This window comes from Mesorhizobium sp. M0938, assembly GCF_040319125.1.
In the GTDB taxonomy this organism is placed as follows: Bacteria; Pseudomonadota; Alphaproteobacteria; order Rhizobiales; family Rhizobiaceae; genus Mesorhizobium; species Mesorhizobium robiniae.
This window is the reverse complement of sequence record NZ_JAMYNS010000011.1, coordinates 124613-144125: the sequence shown is the minus strand read 5'-3', so window position 1 is coordinate 144125 and position 19513 is coordinate 124613. Positions and strand designations below refer to the sequence as shown.

The window sequence follows — 19513 nt, the reverse complement described above, 5'->3', positions numbered from 1 at the left end:
GAGCCCTCTCTTAGCGTGACGGAAAGCACGTCCGCTTACGTCACCACTGCAAGGCCACCCGCATATCCAGGGTGGACAGGGGGAAGTCGGCAGGCTGCGTTGTTGGGCATCACTGTCGCTGCCACCCTTCTCGTCTTGAATTTCGGCGATGCGCCAACGATGGCGAAGGACATGTCGGCCACCGGGCAGATTCAAGAAGGATCTGCGGTAGCGCCCTCTTTGGTCGATCTGAGAAGCGCATCTCTTAATGAGATGCTCGAGTATCGGGACTTAGAGAACGGGTGGGATGGCGTTGGGAGTGCCATGCCAGATTCGCATGCGATCAACGACGCCGTTGATTTTTTGATTGCGCTTCCCGCTGAGATTCTTCCACCCGATCCGACCGCTTCAGCCGATGGCTCCGTAGGCTGGTTCTGGAATCAAGCGGACGCATCGATTTCGATCAAGTTCACGGGAGGCGGCAAGTTCGCCTACTACGCCAAATCCAAGTCAAAGGCCCTTGAGGCTCGGGGCCTGGGAGTTTTCGATGGGAAGTCGATCCCCGACGATCTGCTTCAGATAATGTTCTTGGCCTAGAGGAATATGGCAGCAGTCGATTCTGGTTTTTGCTCTTGCGAGCAAGTGGCCGTGGGCGATCTTGGCCCAGTGGTATCAACCGAGCGTGTCGGCCGTATTGTGGTCAGTCCAAGGCATTTCAAGAAGGACGGTGGCTTGAAGCCTGGCGTCTTTCCGACATCGCATATACAGGCGTCCGGACTATCGCTTTTTCGGGTCGATCACATGACGACCGCTGAGATCGAGACACAGTCCGCCGCAATAGCGGGCAACCAGAAGCCAGCCGGAGCGCTGCTTTGCAAAGCTGAACGCGTTCGGACGATATCTGAAGCAGATACCGATTTGCGTTCCTTGTGTCTTGTAGATGATCCAGTTAAAAACGACGCAACTCTCCCCGATAACCCGGCTCACGCCGTTGCACTAAGGACGCAATATCGGGACTCGAACGATGATCCTGAAACACTTCGCATTCAGCTAGAGTTGATTGCAATGTTTGGCGGCCTCGTCGCGCTGCAAGACATAGTCGAGCAGGATAAGGAGCAGCTTGTGGTATGACAGGCTAGCGCAAACCCGACCCAAGGATGGTACCGGTCGCTCGACCGGCTGAAAGCGGCCGGCGGCAACTGGGACGAGAACGACACCGGCTGGTGGGCCTATACGGACGGTCATACGCAAAGGAAGATCGAGCCGATCAGCTGGCGGCCTGCATCGGGGGATGACGACGACGAATGACGCCGCTGGCGGGAGCGGCTGCTTTCCAATAGTTTGGACCCGTTGCAATCGGAGGTCGATTCGGAGTTTTCCCCTCCGCGACCGTTCGCTCAGGAGGGAACTGCAATGGGTGTTGAGAGCCTGCTCGTCTTCATCATCATCGGCGCCATCGCCGGCTGGCTCGCCGGCCTGATCGTCAAGGGTTTCGGCCTCGGCCTGGTCGGCAATATCGTCGTCGGCATCGTCGGTGCCTTGATTGCCGGCTGGCTCTTTCCAAGGCTGGGGTTCGCCATAGGCGGCGGTATATTTGCCTCCATCATCCACGCTACGATCGGTGCGGTCATCCTGCTCGTGCTGATCAAGCTGGTGAAGCAGGCCTGATCCTTTCAAGCACATCAAGGGCGCGCCATGAAACAGAACACGCTCTATCTCGTCATCGGCGCGCTCGTCGTCGTGGTCATCGCGCTCGGCATCTATGCCTATCGCGAGCAAACCAGGCCGAAGGGCGTGGAGCTCAAGATCGACGACAACGGTATTTCGATCCAGGAAAACTGAGCGCGCCGGGTTCTGCCGCGCAAAATGTGCCGATGACCTATCCCCATCGGGCCGAAAATCGACGCCAAGGCAGGGCCGCCATCCTTCGATGCATCCGAGCGGTGACGTGCCGTGAGGCATTGAATTAACTTTGAACCATTTAACCCGCCCTTAAATCGCCGCATCTACTCTCCACCCCGGACGCCATGGAGCGACGTGCATCCGTTCGGACGCACAGAGTGCGCTCTAAGACTTTGAAGCTTCGCATCGCGCTTTCCGAAAATCGATTCCGATTTCGGGCTGATGCGATAGGCATCGGGACAGACAGCACAGCGCATGGCGAACCGCAGAGACAGCCGCATCGAGCCCAGCTTCGAGGGACCGCCACGGGCGACATCCTCGGCCGGTTTTTCGGTGAGCGAGGAGGATCGCGTCGTGCCGAGCAACCGCAAGACCTCTGCAAAGCGCCAATCGGCCAAGACGAAATCGTCGCGGCGCGGACGCGGCAAGAGCCGGCGCGGTGTGTTCGGCGTGCTCGGCCGGTTGTTCTACTGGTGCTTCGTGCTGGCCATCTGGGGCGGGATCGCGACTGCCGGCATCGTCGTCTATTACGGCGCGAAAATGCCGGCGGCCACCACTTGGGCGATTCCCGACCGCGCGCCCAATATCAGGATCGTCTCCGTCGACGGAAACCTGCTTGCCAATCGCGGCATGAGCGGCGGCGAAGCCGTCGGCCTGCATGAAATGTCGACCTATATTCCCGAGGCCGTCATCGCCATCGAAGATCGCCGCTTCTATTCGCATTTGGGCATCGATCCGATCGGCCTGACCAGGGCCATGGTGGCCAATATTCTCGGCGGGCGTTTTTCGCAAGGCGGCTCGACGCTGACCCAGCAATTGGCGAAAAACCTGTTCTTGACACCCGATCGCACGCTGGAACGCAAGGTGCAGGAAGTGCTATTGGCGCTGTGGCTCGAGCACAAGCATACCAAGGATCAGATCCTTGAAATGTACCTCAACCGGGTCTATTTCGGCTCCGGAGCCTATGGTGTCGAAGCGGCCTCGCGCCGCTATTTCGGCAAGAGCGCGCGTGATGTCACGCTGCCTGAGGCCGCACTCCTCGCCGGCCTGTTGAAGGCGCCGTCGCGGCTGTCTCCGGCGCGTGACCCGAAAGCGGCCGAGCAGCGCTCTCAGCTCGTTCTCGCCGCCATGCGCGATGAAGGCAAGATCAGCGCCAAGGAACTGACCACGGCGATGAGCGCGCCGGCGGCGCGGGTGGCATCCTACTGGACGGGCTCGGAAAATTATGTCGCCGATACAATCATGGAAGAACTGCCCGAACTGATCGGCGACGTGCGCGGCGACATCATCGTCGACACCACTGTCGATCTCACGCTGCAGAAGCTCGCTGAACAATCGATCCGCCGGCTGATCGACGGCAGCGGCAAGAAGCTCAATGCCAGCCAGGGTGTGTTGGTGTCGATCGACAATTCAGGTGCGGTACGTGCCATGGTCGGCGGCTATGATTATTCGACCAGCCAGTTCGATCGCGCCTCGGAGGCGCGCCGCCAGCCGGGCTCGGCGTTCAAGCCCTTTGTTTACATGGCGGCGCTGGAGGCCGGCCGTACGCCCGACAGCGTGCGCAACGACGCGCCAATCAAAATAGGCAAATGGACGCCAACCAATTACGGCGGCAAGTATTTCGGCAAGGTGACGCTGGCGACGGCGCTGGCGAAGTCGCTGAACTCAGTGGCCGCCCAGCTGACCATGGAAGTCGGACCTGATGCGGTCGTCGAGGCGGCGCATCGGATGGGCATCGGGTCCGACCTCACGGCCAACACCTCGATCGCGCTTGGCACCTCTGAAGTGACGCCGCTGGAACTGACGTCGGCCTACGTCCCCTTCGCCAATGGCGGCTACCGGCCGGAAGTCCACTTTATTCGCCGCGTGACGACAGCCGGCGGCAAGGTGCTCTACGACAACAATGGTGGCGGCGCCCCGCGCGTCGTCAAGCCCGAGATCGTCGGTATGATGAACTCGATGATGACCGGCACGGTCGAAATCGGCACCGCCAGGAAGGCGGCCTTTGCCTGGCCGGCCGCCGGCAAGACCGGCACCAGCCAGAATTCGCGCGATGCCTGGTTCATCGGCTATACAGCCAATCTCACCACCGGCGTCTGGTTCGGCAATGACGATGGCAGTCCGATGAAGAAGGTCACCGGCGGCGCGCTGCCGGCGCAGGCCTGGCATGAGTTCATGGTCGCCGCGCATGAAGGCGTGCCGGTGCGGCCGCTGCCTGGAACATGGAGGTCGACGCCTGCGGATACGATCGTGCAGGATGAAATACCGCCCAACACGGCGCAACCAGTACCGTCCGCTTCGGTTGGCCAATCCGCGCCGTCCGCCAAAAAAGCCTCATCGCCTCGCGCTGTGCATCCGGCCGAAACGGTCGATGGCGGCGGCTTCGGCATGCCGGGCGGTGACAGCGCCACCGCATCGATCAAGCGCCCGGTGCCGCCCGGCGATGTCGGCGGCCCGGTCAAGAAGCGGCAGACCTCGATCCTCGACATCCTTACCGGCGGCTGAGCCCCTATTTTGGCCGCGGCTTGGCGCTGCCCAACTGCTTGGTGTCAAAGGTCAGCTTGTCGCGACGGATCTTGCCGTCGCTGGTGCTGAGATGTTTGGCGCAGGACAAGGCGCCAGAGGAATCGGTGAGCAGATCGTACATTAGCAGCGCCTGGCTGTCGTCACCGAACGCGGCAATCAGGCGAACGCCGCTCACATCCTGCGAAAGCTTGGTGAGGCCCTTCAAATAGGGGTCCTTGCCGGTCGATTGCTGCATGGGGCCATCGAACACAACATCATCGGCAACATACGTCGCGGCTTTTTCGAGGTCATGGCTGGTCCAAGCTTTGGTGAAAGCGATGGCGATGTCGAGTGGGGCTTGCTGTGTCATGATCTTTTCCCTGACCGAAACTTCTCACTTGCATCCGCAGCCACCCAACAATGAGCCACCTGTCGGGTTCCGCTTCGTGGCGACATATGCTGACATTCCGCCCCTCGTCATCGCTGCCGCGTTCCGCTACATCTCCCCTTTGGAGATCGCGAATGGCAGAAGCCGACACCAGAAAAACGATCGTGCTGACCGGCGCCAGCCGCGGCATCGGTCATGCTACGGTCAAGCGCTTTTCGCGCGAAGGCTGGCGCGTCATCACCTGCTCGCGCCAGGCTTTTGCCGAGGATTGCCCGTGGCCGGCCGGTCCGGAGGACCATATCAAGGTCGATCTTGCCGACCAGGAGGATGTCGGCATCGCGATCTCGGAAATCCGCCATCGGCTGGAGGCTCATGGCGGCCAGCTTCATGCGCTGGTCAACAATGCCGGCATCTCGCCGAAGCTCAAGGACGGCAACAGCCGCATGAATTCGATCGACACGCCGATGCATGTCTGGCGCGACGTGTTCCAGGTCAATTTCTTCGCGCCGATCATGCTGGCGCGAGGATTGTTTAGGGAATTGGCGTCCGCCAAGGGGTCGATCGTCAACGTCACCTCGATCGCCGGTACACGCGTGCATCCCTTCGCCGGCACCGCCTATGCGACGTCGAAGGCAGCACTCGGCTCGCTGACGCGCGAAATGGCGCATGACTTCGGCCCGCACGGCATCCGCGTCAATGCGATCGCACCTGGCGAGATCGACACGGCGATCCTGTCGCCGGGCACGGAAAAGATCGTCGAGACGATCCCGCTGCGGCGGCTGGGCACCACGGCCGAAGTCGCCGATATCATCTTCTTCCTGTGCTCGCAGCAGGCCTCCTATGTGACGGGCTCCGAAATCCACATCAATGGCGGCCAGCACGTGTGAGATTTCAGGCTCATCCGGTCATGGTGAGAACAGCCTTGCCGCTGATGCTGCGCCGTCGCAACGCCTCCAGGGCTTGGGCGATCTCTGTCCACTGGACGGTCAAGGCCACGCGGGTTTCCAGCCGGCCAGCCGAGACCAGAGCGAGTAGCGAGGCGATGTCCGCGCCTATGCTCGGACCAGAGGCGTAGTACGCGAAAGTCTGAAGCCTCGCGCCCTCGTGACCCGGAACGAACTGGCGGAATCCAAACGGCGTGAGTTCACCGGTGCTCGAGCCGAAGATGACAATGGTCCCGCCGGGTGCGACACGCTCGATCGCGTGTGCGAGGCTTTCACCACCGACGGACTCGGTGATCAGCGAAAAAGGCCCCTCAGCCAACTCGATCGACTCGACGACTTGCTCGGCACCTAGGTGGCGCAGATCCTCGCCGTGCCGGGAGGCGGCGACTGCGGTCACGCGCCCGCCCTGCTGGCGGGCAATCTGGATCTGGAAACGGCCGACCGCGCCGCTTGCGCCGGTGATCAGGATCCGCTGGCCGGCCAGGTCGCCGCCATGGCGCAAAGTCCTTAGCGCCGTCGTGGCCGCCACCGGAAGCGCGGCTGCCGAAATGAAGCTGATGTCATCCGGCAGGATGGCTAGACGCTCGGTTGGAATGGCGACGCGTTCGGCCCAGCCAGCCTGATCGACCAAAGCCGCAACCCGGGTGCCCATGGCTGGCCCGGAGCCATCGGCTGCCGCCCGTTCGACGACCCCAACGACGTCCTGCCCCGGTATCCAGCCATTCGGGCGTATGCTGAGCAAGCGCAGTTCGCCGCGGTTCAACGAGGTTGCACGGACCGAGATTAGCGCCTCGTTCGCCAAAGGCTGAGGTTCCCCGAACTCGGCGAGCTTCAGTCCGGTGGCGCTGTCGGGAGACGTGACCAGGGCGAGCATGGGATCGTACCTTCCTACTGGTCCGTGGACGGCGGTTTTCCCCCTGGCAGCACCGCGTGCCGGGCTCGCTTTGGGGGCGCAAACAGGAACTTATCGACTTCCCCATTCAAAGAATTTAGCTATCATGGCATTTAATCGCTAAAAGTGGTCAATCATGAGACAGCCTCTTCGCTGGCCCTGGCCGGATTTCGATGTGGATGATGTGGTCGCGCCGGCGATTGCGGTGCGCGTCGACGTCACCGAAACCAGAGCGGAGGTGCCCGCCCACCGGCATCGCAAAGGCCAACTCGTATTCGCGCTCGGAGGCGGCGTCACATGCCACGTCCCAAGCGGCTTATGGATGGTACCGCCTCATTGCGGGGTCTGGATTCCCGGCGACATGGAGCACAGCAATATTGCTACGGCCAATGCCCGGATTTTCTTCGTATATGTCGAGCCGGGAGCCGCCGATCTGCCGCACCGGTGCTGCACCCTTTCGATCTCGCCGTTGCTACGCGAACTGATCATCGAGCTGCCCGATGGCGTGGGGGATGACGAGGCGAGGGACGGACTTTTGATCAGGACGCTGCTAACCGAACTGCCGCGCATGCCTGTCCAGCGGCTACACCTGCCGATTTCATCCGAGCCACGCTTGAGGCGGATCGCCGAAGCGCTGGCGCAAGACCCTGCCGACCGCAGCACATTGGCACAATGGGCCAACCGCGTTGCGCTCAGCGAGAGCAGTCTCGCCCGCCTCGTCGTGAAGGAGACAGGGCTGAGCTTCGGGCGCTGGCGCCAGCAATTGCACTTGATCGTCGCAATTCGAGAACTGGCCTCCGGTGCCAGCGTACAGCAGGTCTCGGGTGATCTCGGCTATGGTTCCGTCACCGCCTTCATCACCATGTTCAAGAAGGCGCTTGGGAAGCCGCCGGCAAAATACCTCGACAGCATCACTCAAAACGGTGGCTCTGCATTCATGACGTGATCAACTCGCCCGCGGGCGGACGGTTCAGATCGACTGTGCATCTTTCGCCGGCCATCGGCCAGACCAGCACGTGCAGGATCGGCTCAGGCAGCGGACGGTTCAGCCGCTTCTGGCTTGTGACCAAGCACCTCTTCCACGATCCCACGGGCGATCTCGCGCTCCCCCATGATCACGGTGTCGGCTCCAAGCCCTTTGAGATGCTCGACCTCGGCATCGGAATGGGCGCGGGCGATGACGTTGATTTTCGGGTTGGCGGCGCGGGCGCGCAGCACGATCTGTCCCGCCTCGAAGGCGTTGGGGACGGCGAGAATCAGGCGGCTCGCGCCCTCGGGATTGGCAGCGGCGAACACCTCGCTATTCGCGGCGTTGCCGGACACGGTTTCGATGCCGTCGTCCCTGAGCTTTGCCAGCGTCTTGTCGGCATCCTCGATGACGAGAAAGGGCAGGGCGGCCTGCTTCAATGACGCGCCGACGAGGCTGCCGACACGGCCATAGCCGACCAGGATGGAATGGCCGGTAAGCGCTGTCCTGGGCGGCGGGCCGTCCTCCGTCTCAGGTGCCGCAACCGAAGCCAACTGGCCTGGCTCCGTCGCGGGGCCGATCGGCTTTGCCTCGTCGAGCGGCGCCGTCTTGGCGGCGCGCCTTTCCAGCCACGGTTTCATCCAGTCGATGGCGAGGAACATCAGCGGGTTGAGGACGATCGACAGGATAGCACCGGCGAGGATGAGGTCGCGTCCCTGTTCGGGCAGAAGCTTCAGCCCAACGCCGAGTTCGGCCAGGATGAACGAGAATTCGCCGATCTGGGCAAGGCTTGCCGAAATCATCAACGCGGTCGCGATCGGATAGCCGAAGGCGACGACGATAACGAAGGCCGCCAGCGATTTGCCGATGACGATGATCGCCAGTGTCGCCAGGACCGGCCAGCCATTGCTGATCACGCTGAACGGGTCGAACAGCATGCCGACCGAAACGAAGAACAGCACGGAAAAGGCGTCACGCAGCGGCAGCGATTCCTCGGCCGCCCGATGGCTGAGTTCGGACTCGCTCATGATCATGCCGGCGAAGAAAGCGCCCAGTGCCAGCGAGACGCCGAACAGCTTGGCCGCGCCGAAGGCGACGCCGAGCGCGATGGCCAGCACCGCCAGCCGGAACAATTCACGCGATCCGGTGTGGGCGACGTAGTGCAGGATCCATGGGATGACCCGGCGGCCGACAACCAGCATGACGACGACAAAGGCTGCAACCTTGGCCAGCGTGATGCCGACGACGCCCCAAACGCCGTAGTCCGCCGGCAGCGACAGCAGGCCGCTGCTATGGACCTCCACCTGCTCCTGGCCGCCCAGCACACCGGCCAGCGCCGGCAGCAATACCAGCGCCAGCACCATGGCCAGATCCTCGACGATCAGCCAGCCGACGGCGATGCGGCCGCGCTCGGTCTCGATCAGCCGCCGTTCCTGCAAGGCGCGCAACAGCACCACGGTCGAGGCGACGGAAAGCGCCAGGCCGAACACCAGCCCCGCGCCCATCGACCAGCCGAGCACCCAGGCAAGCGCGACGCCGAGCGCAGTCGCAAAGCCGATCTGCACGATCGCGCCGGGCACGGCGATGGCGCGGACCGACAACAGATCCTTCAGCGAGAAATGCAGGCCGACGCCGAACATCAGCAGGATCACGCCGATTTCGGCCAGTTCGTTGGCGAGGCCGGCATCGGCGACGAAGCCCGGCGTGTTCGGCCCGACCAGAACGCCGGCGATAAGGTAACCGACCAGCGGCGGGATGCGGAAGCGATTGGCAATTGCGCCGAAGACGAAAGCAAGCCCCAGACCGGCGACGATGGTGGCGATAAGGGGCGTGTCATGCGGCATGGTCTATGGAGCGCCTTTCAAAAATCACGATGTCGGATATGCGCCGCCAAAAAAGCTGCCGCTTTAGCAATATGGGGGCTCGCGTGGCCGCGAGGCAACCCGCAATGCGATGAAAATCGAGACAAAGATGGCTGGGGCGAGCCGCCTCGGGGGCTGCCAATGGTTGCTGCAAAAAATTGCCTTGGGTGCCCGATGACCGCGATCAGGCCGCCTGCAGCAGGTTTTCGATGTCGACGATGGTGTGGTTGGTCAGCGTTTTCGAAATTTCCGCGGTGATTTTCTCGGCGACTTCCTTGTGCAGTTTTCGGCGCATCTCGCCCAGCACCTGCGGCGGTGCGATCAGCACCATCTCCTTGAAGGCGCCGCGGTGCGCGAGCTTGTACAGCCGCTCGGCAATTTCATCGGCGAAACGCTCCTTGCCGAGGCGGTGCCAGTCAGTATCCTCGACTGCGCTGCGGTGGACGGAAGGACCGTCGCTGTAGCGGCCGGGGCGGTCCGAACCTTGCTCTCGCGTCGCCGGATTTGTCTGTTCCATCTCCTGCACGACCTGAAGATCGGGATATTGGGTGTCGCCACGGTTCTCGAGGAACAGCGCCTTCTCGCCGTCGGCCACCAAAACCCACAGTCCGCGTTTCAGCTTGAGATTGTTCACGGAGCGCTCCTTTTTTCTGATTTTCATGATCTTCCGGGCCCATCTCTGGAGCCGTCGCCGCAGCTGAACAGCCAGGCTCGGATTCCCAGGGCAAACGCGCGCCGAGCCAGGAATGTTCCGGTGGTCAGCGCATCGCGGCTTTAATCTACTAGATTAGTAGAATTTAGAAAAAAGTGTTTTGTGATATACTTCACTTGCGGCTAGAACAGCCGCAGATCAGGGCTCGCAGCAGCGGCTTGGATCTCCTCCATTCGTAGGTGTGGAATTTTTTTCTCCTGCCTCTGGTGCTTGAGGAAAAGCGATTGCTTCGCACGAAGCGATGCGCGAGTGCGTTCCTTCTGCTTTTTCGCGCCTGCGCGTAGAACTGACAGCGTATTCAGGATTCCGCTCGCCATGCCGCAAGCCACCCCCAAGCTCAACGCCTTCCCTGTCTTCATGCGGGTCGAGGGCGAAGCCGTGGCCATCGTCGGAGGCGGCGAGGAGGCTCTGGCCAAGGCGCGGCTGATCGGCCAGTCGAGCGCGGTGCTGCGCGTCATTACCGATGCCGCCGAGCCCGAGTTGCTGGCCTTCATCGCCGCGACCGGCGCCATCCATATCGCTGCTGCCTACGATGCCGCGCATCTCGAAGGCGCGGTGATGGTGTTTGCCGCCAGCGGCAATGAGGCGCTCGACCGCCGCGTTGCCGAGGATGCGCGCCGGCTGGGCATTCCGGTCAATGCCGTCGACCGGCCGGAGCTGTGCGATTTCTTCACACCGGCGCTGGTCAACCGCGCGCCGGTCGCCATTGCCATCGGCACGGAAGGGGCCGGCCCAGTGCTTGCCCAGATGCTGCGCAGCCGTATCGACCGCATGCTGTCGCCGTCGTTCGGGCCGCTTGCTTCGCTTGCCGCCTCGTTGCGCGGCACCGCCGAGAGATTGCTGCCGAAAGGCAATGCCCGTCGGCGCTTCTGGAGCGACTTTTTCGGCGGCGCACCGGCCCGCGCCATGGCGGCCGGACAGCTGTCGCAGGCGCATGATGCCGCCGTCGACCTGTTGCTTTCGAATGCGCCGTCGTCGGGCCACATCGCCCTGGTGGGTGCCGGTCCGGGCGCCGAGGACCTGCTGACCCTGCGCGCTCACCGGCTGCTGATGGAAGCCGATGTCATCGTCCATGACGCGCTGGTGCCGGAGGCGATCGTCGCCATGGGTCGCCGCGACGCGGAGCGCCTGCCGGTGGGCAAACGCAAGGGCTGCCACACCAAGAGCCAGGCCGATATCAACGCGCTGCTGATCGAACTCGGCCGCGACGGCAAGCGCGTCGTGCGGCTGAAGTCCGGTGATCCGCTGGTGTTCGGCCGGGCGGGCGAGGAAATGGCAGCACTGCGCGATGCCGGCATTGCCTATGAGGTGGTTCCGGGCGTCACCGCGGCTTTCGCCGCCGCCGCCGATTTCGAGTTGCCACTGACGCTGCGCGGCGTGTCGTCGTCGATGGTGTTCACCACCGGCCACGATCTCAAGGGAAATTCGCTGCCCGACTGGGCAAAGCTCGCCATTTCCGGCGCCACGGTCGCCGTCTATATGGGCCGCTCGGTTGCGGCCGAAGTTGCCGGCCGGCTGATCGAGGCGGGCTTGTCGCCGGATACGGCGGTCGCCGTGGTCGAGAATGCCAGCCTTGCCAACCGCCGCCGTTTCCACGGCACGCTCGCCGACCTGCCGTCGCTGGAAGCGCGCGCCGACCTTACCGGGCCGGTCATGACGATCATCGGCGATGCCGTCGCCGGCGCCAACTTTGAACGTTCCGAGCCGCTCGCGGCACACAGGCATGAAGGCGCGGCCCAAACGGCAGCCGAAGGAGCTGGACGATGAAAGTTCTGACCGCAAACCGCCTCGCCGATGGTGAAGCCGTCTGGTACGCCAATGGCGGCTGGGCCGAGACCATCGACAATGCCGACGTCGCCCATGACAAGGCGGCTGAAGACCGGCTGGAGGCTATCGGCGCCGCGGCCTATGCCAACAATGAAGTGGTCGACGTCAATCTGATCGATGTGACCGTCACCGATGGCGTGGTCGAGCCCGTCCGGCTGCGTGAAAAGATCCGCGCCGCCGGACCCACCAACCGCAACGATCTGGGCAAGCAGGCCCGCCCGGAAGCCGCCCGCGCGGCGTAAACGACCACATTGATGAACGGGCGGACGCGCCCGGAAAGACCAGACATGTACCGCTACGATGAGTTCGATCACGATTTCGTCCAGGCCCGCGTCGCCGAGTTCAGCGATCAGGTCGCGCGGCGGCTTGCCGGCGAGATCACCGAGGATCAGTTCCGGCCGCTGAGGCTGATGAACGGCGTCTACCTGCAATTGCACGCCTATATGCTGCGCATCGCGGTGCCCTACGGCACGCTGAACAGCAAGCAGCTGCGCATGCTCGGCCATATCGCCCGCAAATACGACAAGGGCTATGGCCACTTCACGACGCGCCAGAACATCCAGTTCAACTGGCCGGCGCTGTCGGACATTCCGGCGATCTTGGCCGATTTGGCGAGCGTCGAGATGCACGCAATCCAGACCAGTGGTAACTGCATTCGCAACGTCACCGCCGACCATTTCGCCGGTGCCGCCGCCGACGAAGTCGCCGATCCGCGCCCCTATGCGGAAATCCTGCGCCAGTGGTCGTCGGTTCATCCGGAGTTCTCGTTCCTGCCGAGGAAATTCAAGATCGCGGTGACCGGCGCCGAGCGCGACCGCGCCGCCATCCAGACGCATGACATCGGCCTGCATTTGAAGAAGAACGCTGCCGGCGAACTCGGTTTCGCCGTCTATGTCGGCGGCGGTCAGGGCCGTACGCCGATGATCGCCAAGAAGATCCGCGACTTCCTGCCCGAGGCCGACCTTCTGTCCTACTGCACGGCGATCCTGCGCGTTTACAACCTCTACGGCCGCCGCGACAACAAATATAAGGCGCGCATCAAGATCCTCGTCCACGAGACCGGCGTCGAGGAGATCACCCGCCAGGTCGAGGCCGAATGGCAGGAGTTGAAGGATGCGGATCTGAAGCTGCCGGAAGCCGACATCCGCGCCATCGATGCCTATTTCGCGCCGCCGGCGCTGGCCGACCGGCCGGAGGGCGACGAGGCGGTCAAGCTCGCCCGTCTCGATTCCAAGAGCTTCTCGGAATGGCTCGACCAGAACGTGGTCACTCACCGCCATCCCGATTATGCCGCCGTGACGATTTCGCTCAAGGGCATCGGCGAAGCGCCGGGCGACGCCTCCGACAGCCAGATGGAAGCGGTCGCCGACCTTGCCGAAAAATATGCTTTCGACGAGCTGCGCGTCAGCCACGAGCAGAACCTGATCCTGCCGCATGTCGCGCGCGCCGACCTCAAGGCGGTCTATGACGCTCTGGTCGACATCGGGCTGGCGACGGCCAATTCCAACCTGATATCAGACATCATCTCCTGCCCAGGCCTTGATTATTGCGCGCTGGCCACAGCGCGCTCCATTCCGGTGGCACAGGAAATCTCTCAGCGCTTCGCCTCGCTCGAGCGGCAGCGTGAGATCGGCGAGTTGAAGCTGAAGATCTCCGGCTGCATCAATGCCTGCGGCCATCACCATGTCGGGCATATCGGCATTCTCGGCGTCGAGAAGAAGGGTGCCGAACTCTATCAGGTCACGCTCGGCGGCTCGGCCGACGAGAACACCTCTGTCGGCGAGATCATCGGCCGCGGCTTCTCGTCGGCAGAGATCACCGACGCCATCGAGCAGATCGTCGAGACCTATCTTGGCCTCCGGCTCGACAGAAACGAAAAATTCATCGACGCCTACCGCCGAGTCGGTCCCGCGCCGTTCAAGGAGGCGCTCTATGCTGGCGAAGCCAAGGCCGCTTGATCGTATCGTCGACGTCGAGGCCGGCATCGCCGCCGAAGCGGCGGGGCTCGATGCGCTCTATGGTCATCTGAAGCCGCTGGAGATCATCGAGCGGTCGGCCCGGGAATTCTTTCACGGTGAAATCGCCGCGGTTTCGTCCTTTGGCGCGGATTCTGCCGTGCTGCTGCACATGATCGCCAAGATCGACCGGACGCTGCCGGTCATCTTCCTCGACACCGGCAAGCACTTCGAGGAGACGCTCGGCTATCGCGATGCGCTCGTTGCCGATTTCGGGCTGACCGATATAAGGGTGATCACGCCCGAAGAAGCGGCGCTCGAACGGATCGATCCGACCGGCAATCTGAACGAGACCGATACCGACGCCTGCTGCGACGTTCGCAAGGTCGAGCCGCTGGCGCGCGGCGTCGAGCCGTTCCGCGCCTGGTTCACCGGCCGCAAGCGGTTTCAGGCGACGACGCGGGCAGCGCTTCCGGTGTTCGAGGCGGTCGGCTCGCGCATCCGCATCAATCCGCTGGCGCATTGGACGACCGCCGACCAGGCCAACTATATGCGGGCGCATGCGCTGCGTGAAAATCCGCTGATCGCTTATGGCTATCTGTCGATAGGCTGCTTCCCGTGCACGCAGCCGGTGCAGCCGGGCGAGGACGCGCGCAGCGGCCGCTGGGCGGGGCACGCCAAGACCGAGTGCGGCATCCATCTGTCGGGGCTGGAGAAGTCGCTGACCGACGCTTCGCTTTAGGGTATGTTGATATTCAGCCGGCCTGGGAGCGGCAGGTTTCCTGCGCTTCCAGTGCTGACGTACTTTATGTCGGCTCGGCGGACCCGAATCTCGACACACCCCAGAATTCTTCTGGGCTATAGGAATTTTTGATGACTGAACCGACACCGGAGACCCGCCTCTGGACCCCGCAAGGCTTCCGCGAAGACGAGTGGACCCATGCTGAGAGTGCCGATGCACTGTCCGGCAATGGCCGTTTCATCCTGCCGCTGCAGGCGTTCCTCGACCTCGGCCCGGCGGTGCGCCGGTCGGCTAAGGAACGCCTCGGCGTGCTGCTGCAGCCCGGCGACCAACTCGAAAAAATCGCAGACCTGCTCGACCAGATATCATTGGTGGCGTTGGCTTTCCCGGCTTTCAGTGATGGCCGTTCCTTCTCCAAGGGAGAATTGCTGCGCAGCCGCTACCATTTCGAAGGCGCGGTCCGCGCCACCGGGCAGGTTCTGGTCGACCAGCTACCGCATATGCTGCGCCTCGGCTTCGATGAGTTCGAGGTGTCGCATCCGGTGCTTTTGAAACGGCTCGAGGCAGGCCGTACCGGCGGCCTGCCGCTGTACTATCAGCCGACCGAGAAGCCTGAGGCCAAAGGTCCCAAATATTCCTGGCGGCGCGTGCGCGCCGACTGATCGCCTGCGCCGCGCCACGGCGAGTGGTGCTGATGCACGGCAAATCGCCGAAAGGCGCCGAGAAGATCGCCTCACTCTGGGCAACGAACCGCAACGTGCCGCAGATCGGCTTTGCGCCCGACTGGACGAAGAACGGCTGTTCCGCACCCTTCAAGCGTAACGACGCGATGCTGGAAATCATGCCCAAGGGCGTGATGCACTTCCCCGACACAGGCATCAACGACAACCTCGCCGACAAGGCGAAGAAGCTCGGCATCCCGGTCTGGAAATTCGGCGGTGCTTAAGCGACGCTTGCATCTTCGGCGTCTCATACCGGCGGACTGGGAACCTAATGCAGGGAACTGACATTCAGCCCTATTGGTCGCGAACGACGTAGAGACTGTGCGCGACGAAACATATCCCCAATCGTTTTGCCGAAGTCAGAGATCAGGACCGAATGCTGTTAATGTCTGGCCTGGCTCAGTTTGGCGGATAATTGGCGTTGAAATCTTACATAGCGGTCGAAACCGGCCGGATCGAGGCGCCCATGGGGCTCGTAGCCGTCTGCGGGTTTTTGAAATACGGGCTTTACACTATCGCGCATCATTTGGCCGTCTGATCGCAATCAAGGAAAGGGTTACGACAATGAGCAACAAGCACTTTTTGCGTGGCATGGCGACGGTGAACTTCTGGGCCGACGACGTGGCCGCGGCGCGCGACTGGTACGCGGAGCTGTACGGCGTCGAAGCGTACTTCCAGCGGCCCGATGCGGAAAACCCCGCCTATGTCGAGTTCCGAATCGGCGACGACGAGGACGAGTTCGGCATCATCGAACGCCGCTACGCACCAGCAGCGATGCAGCCCGGTCCGGGCGGCGCCATACTGCTGTGGCACGTCGACCACATCGAGGCGGCGTTCGCTCGGCTCAAGGCCATGGGCGCCACGGAGTACGATCCGATCACCAAGCGCGAGAGCAACTTCGTCACCGCCTCGGTGGTCGATCCGTTCGGCAACGTATTGGGTATCATGTACAATCCGCACTACGTCGAGATGCTCGAGTCACGGACAGCGTAGGCAGACGAGGCCGCGTTCGCATGGGAGATTTGCCCCTAGGTGCAACGGGATACCAGATTATCGATCGCATTGCGGCTTGGCCGGAAGGAGGGCGGTAGGCTGAAAGTATTCAACGCAGACAAGGCCGGTGCGGCCGGAGTCATGCTCGCGACGCTTGTTGGCGTGGCCGCGATGAGTCAGGTGTTTCGTACTATCGCCGCGATCGTCGCCCCCGGACTGCAACGTGAATTCGGGCTCTCGACCGAAGAACTCGGCATCTACGCCGGCGCCTTCCATCTGTCCTTTGCCCTCGCCCAGATTCCGATGGGCCTAGCGCTCGACCTTTACGGCGTGAGAAAGACCGTTGGTTCGGCTTTCCTCCTTGCAGTAGCGGGAGCGCTCCTGTCGTTCATTGCAACAGGCTTCCCGGTTTTGATGCTGGGGCAGTTGCTCATTGGCATCGGCTGCGCACCAGCCTTTGTCGGATCGCTGTTCTTTGTAAGCAAACATTTTTCTGAAAAGAGTTTTGCCCGAGTATCGGGCTTGGTTCTCAGCTTCAGCGGCCTTGGGTTACTGGCCACTGGCACGCCGCTGGCATGGGTAGTCGAACATTGGGGCTGGCGCAGCGCTTTTGTGGTGACGGGCGTCGTTGCGGCGGCAAACTTGGTCTGCATCCTCGTCCTCGTTCGGGATGATCACGGCAAGAACTCAGGCGACATCGCAGGCGCAATTCGAGAGACGCTTGCGATCCTGAAAGAACGGCAGACCAAGGGCATCGTTGCGCTCGCGCTCGTTGGCTACTCGTCCTACATCGCGCTGAGGGGCCTGTGGGCGACACCCTTGTTCATAGAGCGACACGGCTTCACACTGACGGACGTCGGGAATGTGCTTCTCGCCTCGTCGGTCGCGACCTTGGTTGGCCCACCGCTATTCGGTCTGGTGCGGGCGAAAGGACGCTCACGGCGATACCTGATCTGCGCGAGCATGGCCGCTTCCGCCGGGATCTTCCTTATCCTTGCAATCTCCGCCAACTGGATCGTCGATGCTACGATGTGCGTTGCGCTTGGGGCGCTCACCGGCTTCACGATCTTGCAGTTCGCAGACACTAAGAGTGCATATGAACCTCAGGTCGTCGGCCGGGCATTCGGAATTCTGAACACAGCTGTATTCCTCGGCGTTGCCATCATGCAGGGCGCAACTGGATGGGTGGCGTCCACCGCGAGCACGTTTAGCGTCAATCAATTCGCTGCTGTCTTCGCGTTCATCGCCGCGGCGTGCCTGCTGGCCATGGTCGCCTTCTTCATGCTTCCCTGGCCAGAATGGGAGGTCGGCAGCAAAACTGATGTTTAGGTATCAACGCCTTGCTAAGTGGATGGTAAGCCAATCCTGATAGTGTTGAACGGGAGCCGGGCGTGCTTAGCGCCATCGCAGAATCTGATGGAGTGTCCGCACTCGGGAAACCGCCAGTTGTTGCGCATGGACCGATATGAGGGCGCCACCTGCCATTGCTAGTGGCCGTGGCGCGATCAGATATCGCCCGTCATCTCTTGATTGCGAGATACCCGACCGCTTCATAGCGCTGATCCTTGGTCAGACTGATCGCCTGACGCCATCAACCCGTAAAGGGTCGGCTATGCGAGCATGCCGCCGCTTCGGCTGCGCCTGCGCGGTGATTGCAGCGTTCAGTCCGACACTTCGGGCGACTGTCAGCGGGGGATGGTCCTCCGCTCGGAACAGGAGCCGGATCGATGTCCCTCAACGACGCACACGCCTTCGCCTTCAGCCTCGCCACCACCCTCATGGCCGCCATCATCATCTTCCAGGCTGGAGACGGCACGCTCTCGGTGACGCTCGCCAGCGAATACGACGGTGACATGGCGGCGATCGTCCAAGAGATCGACCCCTTCGCCCCATAACCGGGGCCCTGATGCGCGACGAACGCAAGGCGGCTTAAGCCAAGCCTTGGAAAACCGCCGCACTTAGGTGCGGCGGTGCGTTTTACGCAGTCATCCGCGCTTCGCGAAATGACACCAGCTTGCTGCGGCTCTCGTCCCACAATGCGAGCTTGACGCAGCGCAGGCTGTCGAGAAGCGTGACACGGCCGATTTCGCGCAGTTCCGGATAGTCCCTCAGGACCTCCTGCAGCCGGTAGCACGGCACCTTGGCGGAGAGGTGATGCACGTGATGGACGCCGATATTGCCGGTGAACCAGTTCAGCACCGGCGGCAGGTCGTAATAGGACGAGCCGTGCAGGGCCGCATGCTGGAACTCCCACTCGGAGTCCTTTGCCCACTCGGTCTCTTCGAACTGGTGCTGGACGTAGAACAGCCAGATGCCGGCGGAACCGGCGAGGACGACGATGGGTAAATGGACAACCAGGAACGCTTCGAGGCCGACGGACCAGATGAGGCCGGCGGCGACGACCGCGATGGCCACGTTGGTGGCCATCGACGACACCCAGGGCGTGAGTCCACCTCGCATCATGCCGACCGGCAGTCTCTGCTCAAAGATGAAAAGCCAAATCGGGCCGAGGCCGAACATGACGAGCGGATGACGGTAGAGACGATAGGCAAGGCGGCCACGCCAGGACATTTGCCGATATTCGGCAACAGTCAACGTCCTGATGTCGCCCGTGCCGCGCTCATCGAGATTGCCGGCGCTGGCGTGATGGGTTGCGTGGGCACGCCGCCAGCAATCGTAGGGGGTCAAGGTCAGGATGCCCAGCCCGCGGCCTATCCAGTCGTCGGCCGTGCGGTTGGCGAAGAAGGAGCCGTGGCCGCAATCATGCTGGATCATGAAGATCCGCACCAGAAAGCCGGCGGCCGGAAGGATGAGGATCAGCCCCCACCAATGGCCATGGGCATAGGCAGCCGAGGACAGCGCCCACAGCGTGGCAAAGGGGATGAGGGTGATGGCAAGTTCGACGGCGCTGCGCCGCCTGTCGGGTGTTTTGTAGCGCGCCAGGATCTTCAACCAGGCACGTTTGCTGTTCGCCACAGCTTCGGGGGAAATCATGTTCATCAGGAAGCATAGACGGACCGCTCCGTCGCCGCAAGGCAATGATCACGCCAAGTTACTGCGCGTAATTGTCGCGCGACGCGCTAGCCGCAAAGTGGAAAGTCATGCTTGGGTTCCGGTGGCACG

Annotated in this window: 20 protein-coding genes and 1 pseudogene; 16 read left to right on the top strand and 5 right to left on the bottom strand. The window is 62.4% G+C overall.

Translation table 11 applies throughout. The features are described from left to right. Positions 1 to 102: 102 nt before the first annotated feature. The 5 genes from NKH73_RS20595 (at position 103) to NKH73_RS20575 (ending at position 4386) form a co-directional block, all read left to right on the top strand. A complete protein-coding gene (locus NKH73_RS20595) occupies positions 103 to 576 on the top strand; it encodes a hypothetical protein (RefSeq protein ID WP_352935492.1) in 474 nt (157 codons plus the stop codon). Between the two features lie 6 nt (positions 577 to 582). After that, complete coding sequence (locus tag NKH73_RS20590; protein WP_352935489.1) at positions 583 to 1110, top strand: hypothetical protein; 528 nt, start codon at positions 583 to 585, stop codon at positions 1108 to 1110. A 282-nt stretch (positions 1111 to 1392) separates the two neighbouring features. Beyond that, positions 1393 to 1647: a GlsB/YeaQ/YmgE family stress response membrane protein gene (locus NKH73_RS20585; RefSeq protein WP_126034717.1), complete on the top strand. Its 255-nt coding sequence runs from the start codon at positions 1393 to 1395 to the stop codon at positions 1645 to 1647. Between the two features lie 27 nt (positions 1648 to 1674). Next, positions 1675 to 1821, top strand: coding sequence for a hypothetical protein (locus NKH73_RS20580; RefSeq protein ID WP_352935485.1), 147 nt, complete (start codon positions 1675 to 1677; stop codon positions 1819 to 1821). A 315-nt stretch (positions 1822 to 2136) separates the two neighbouring features. Beyond that, the gene (locus NKH73_RS20575) at positions 2137 to 4386 is read left to right on the top strand and encodes a transglycosylase domain-containing protein (protein WP_352935482.1); all 2250 of its coding nucleotides are present in this window, start codon (positions 2137 to 2139) and stop codon (positions 4384 to 4386) included. 4 nt (positions 4387 to 4390) lie between these two features. Here the strand turns inward: NKH73_RS20575 and NKH73_RS20570 are convergent, their stop codons facing one another. Continuing rightward, entirely contained in the window at positions 4391 to 4756 is a 366-nt protein-coding gene (locus NKH73_RS20570; protein ID WP_352935478.1) for a nuclear transport factor 2 family protein, read from the bottom strand. A 152-nt stretch (positions 4757 to 4908) separates the two neighbouring features. Here NKH73_RS20570 and NKH73_RS20565 point away from each other — a divergent pair, with 152 nt between their 5' ends. Continuing rightward, complete coding sequence (locus NKH73_RS20565) at positions 4909 to 5661, top strand: SDR family NAD(P)-dependent oxidoreductase (RefSeq protein ID WP_352935475.1); 753 nt, start codon at positions 4909 to 4911, stop codon at positions 5659 to 5661. A gap of 10 nt (positions 5662 to 5671) precedes the next feature. Here NKH73_RS20565 and NKH73_RS20560 read toward each other — a convergent pair whose 3' ends face one another. Continuing rightward, positions 5672 to 6592 (bottom strand): zinc-binding dehydrogenase, encoded by a 921-nt coding sequence (locus NKH73_RS20560; protein WP_352935471.1) that lies wholly within the window; start codon positions 6590 to 6592, stop codon positions 5672 to 5674. Between the two features lie 154 nt (positions 6593 to 6746). On the opposite strand from NKH73_RS20560, the gene NKH73_RS20555 reads away from it, so the two are divergent. Continuing rightward, on the top strand, positions 6747 to 7556 hold the full coding sequence (locus NKH73_RS20555) for an AraC family transcriptional regulator (RefSeq protein WP_352935468.1): 810 nt from the start codon (positions 6747 to 6749) through the stop codon (positions 7554 to 7556). 83 nt (positions 7557 to 7639) lie between these two features. Here the strand turns inward: NKH73_RS20555 and ybaL are convergent, their stop codons facing one another. After that, complete coding sequence (gene ybaL / locus NKH73_RS20550) at positions 7640 to 9421, bottom strand: YbaL family putative K(+) efflux transporter (RefSeq protein ID WP_352935465.1); 1782 nt, start codon at positions 9419 to 9421, stop codon at positions 7640 to 7642. A gap of 202 nt (positions 9422 to 9623) precedes the next feature. Then, the gene (locus tag NKH73_RS20545; protein WP_352935462.1) at positions 9624 to 10073 is read right to left on the bottom strand and encodes a baeRF12 domain-containing protein; all 450 of its coding nucleotides are present in this window, start codon (positions 10071 to 10073) and stop codon (positions 9624 to 9626) included. 393 nt (positions 10074 to 10466) lie between these two features. Between NKH73_RS20545 and cysG the strand changes: the two genes are divergently transcribed. The 9 genes and pseudogenes from cysG to NKH73_RS20500 all read left to right on the top strand — a co-directional run bounded on the left by cysG (position 10467) and on the right by NKH73_RS20500 (position 18285). Beyond that, positions 10467 to 11918 carry a siroheme synthase CysG gene (cysG, locus tag NKH73_RS20540; RefSeq protein WP_352935459.1) on the top strand — a complete coding sequence of 484 codons (1452 nt, stop codon included), beginning with the start codon at positions 10467 to 10469 and terminating at the stop codon, positions 11916 to 11918. Further along, the gene (locus NKH73_RS20535; RefSeq protein ID WP_352935456.1) at positions 11915 to 12220 is read left to right on the top strand and encodes a DUF2849 domain-containing protein; all 306 of its coding nucleotides are present in this window, start codon (positions 11915 to 11917) and stop codon (positions 12218 to 12220) included. The genes cysG and NKH73_RS20535 overlap by 4 nt, the downstream gene beginning before the upstream one ends. Positions 12221 to 12265: 45 nt before the next feature. Next, the gene (locus tag NKH73_RS20530) at positions 12266 to 13936 is read left to right on the top strand and encodes a nitrite/sulfite reductase (RefSeq protein ID WP_352935453.1); all 1671 of its coding nucleotides are present in this window, start codon (positions 12266 to 12268) and stop codon (positions 13934 to 13936) included. Beyond that, a complete protein-coding gene (locus NKH73_RS20525; protein ID WP_352935450.1) occupies positions 13911 to 14675 on the top strand; it encodes a phosphoadenylyl-sulfate reductase in 765 nt (254 codons plus the stop codon). The genes NKH73_RS20530 and NKH73_RS20525 overlap by 26 nt, the downstream gene beginning before the upstream one ends. A 131-nt stretch (positions 14676 to 14806) precedes the next feature. Then, entirely contained in the window at positions 14807 to 15337 is a 531-nt protein-coding gene (locus NKH73_RS20520) for a DUF934 domain-containing protein (protein WP_352935447.1), read from the top strand. A gap of 23 nt (positions 15338 to 15360) precedes the next feature. Next, positions 15361 to 15621: pseudogene (locus tag NKH73_RS20515) on the top strand (SLOG family protein); the annotation flags it as partial. Between the two features lie 340 nt (positions 15622 to 15961). Beyond that, positions 15962 to 16390 carry a VOC family protein gene (locus NKH73_RS20510; RefSeq protein ID WP_352935446.1) on the top strand — a complete coding sequence of 143 codons (429 nt, stop codon included), beginning with the start codon at positions 15962 to 15964 and terminating at the stop codon, positions 16388 to 16390. Between the two features lie 39 nt (positions 16391 to 16429). Then, entirely contained in the window at positions 16430 to 17719 is a 1290-nt protein-coding gene (locus NKH73_RS20505) for an MFS transporter (RefSeq protein ID WP_352935443.1), read from the top strand. Between the two features lie 398 nt (positions 17720 to 18117). Next, positions 18118 to 18285, top strand: a complete 168-nt coding sequence (locus NKH73_RS20500; protein WP_352935441.1) for a hypothetical protein — start codon at positions 18118 to 18120, stop codon at positions 18283 to 18285. Positions 18286 to 18367: 82 nt separating this feature from the next. Here the strand turns inward: NKH73_RS20500 and NKH73_RS20495 are convergent, their stop codons facing one another. Then, complete coding sequence (locus NKH73_RS20495; protein ID WP_352935438.1) at positions 18368 to 19390, bottom strand: fatty acid desaturase; 1023 nt, start codon at positions 19388 to 19390, stop codon at positions 18368 to 18370. Between the last annotated feature and the right edge of the window lie 123 nt (positions 19391 to 19513).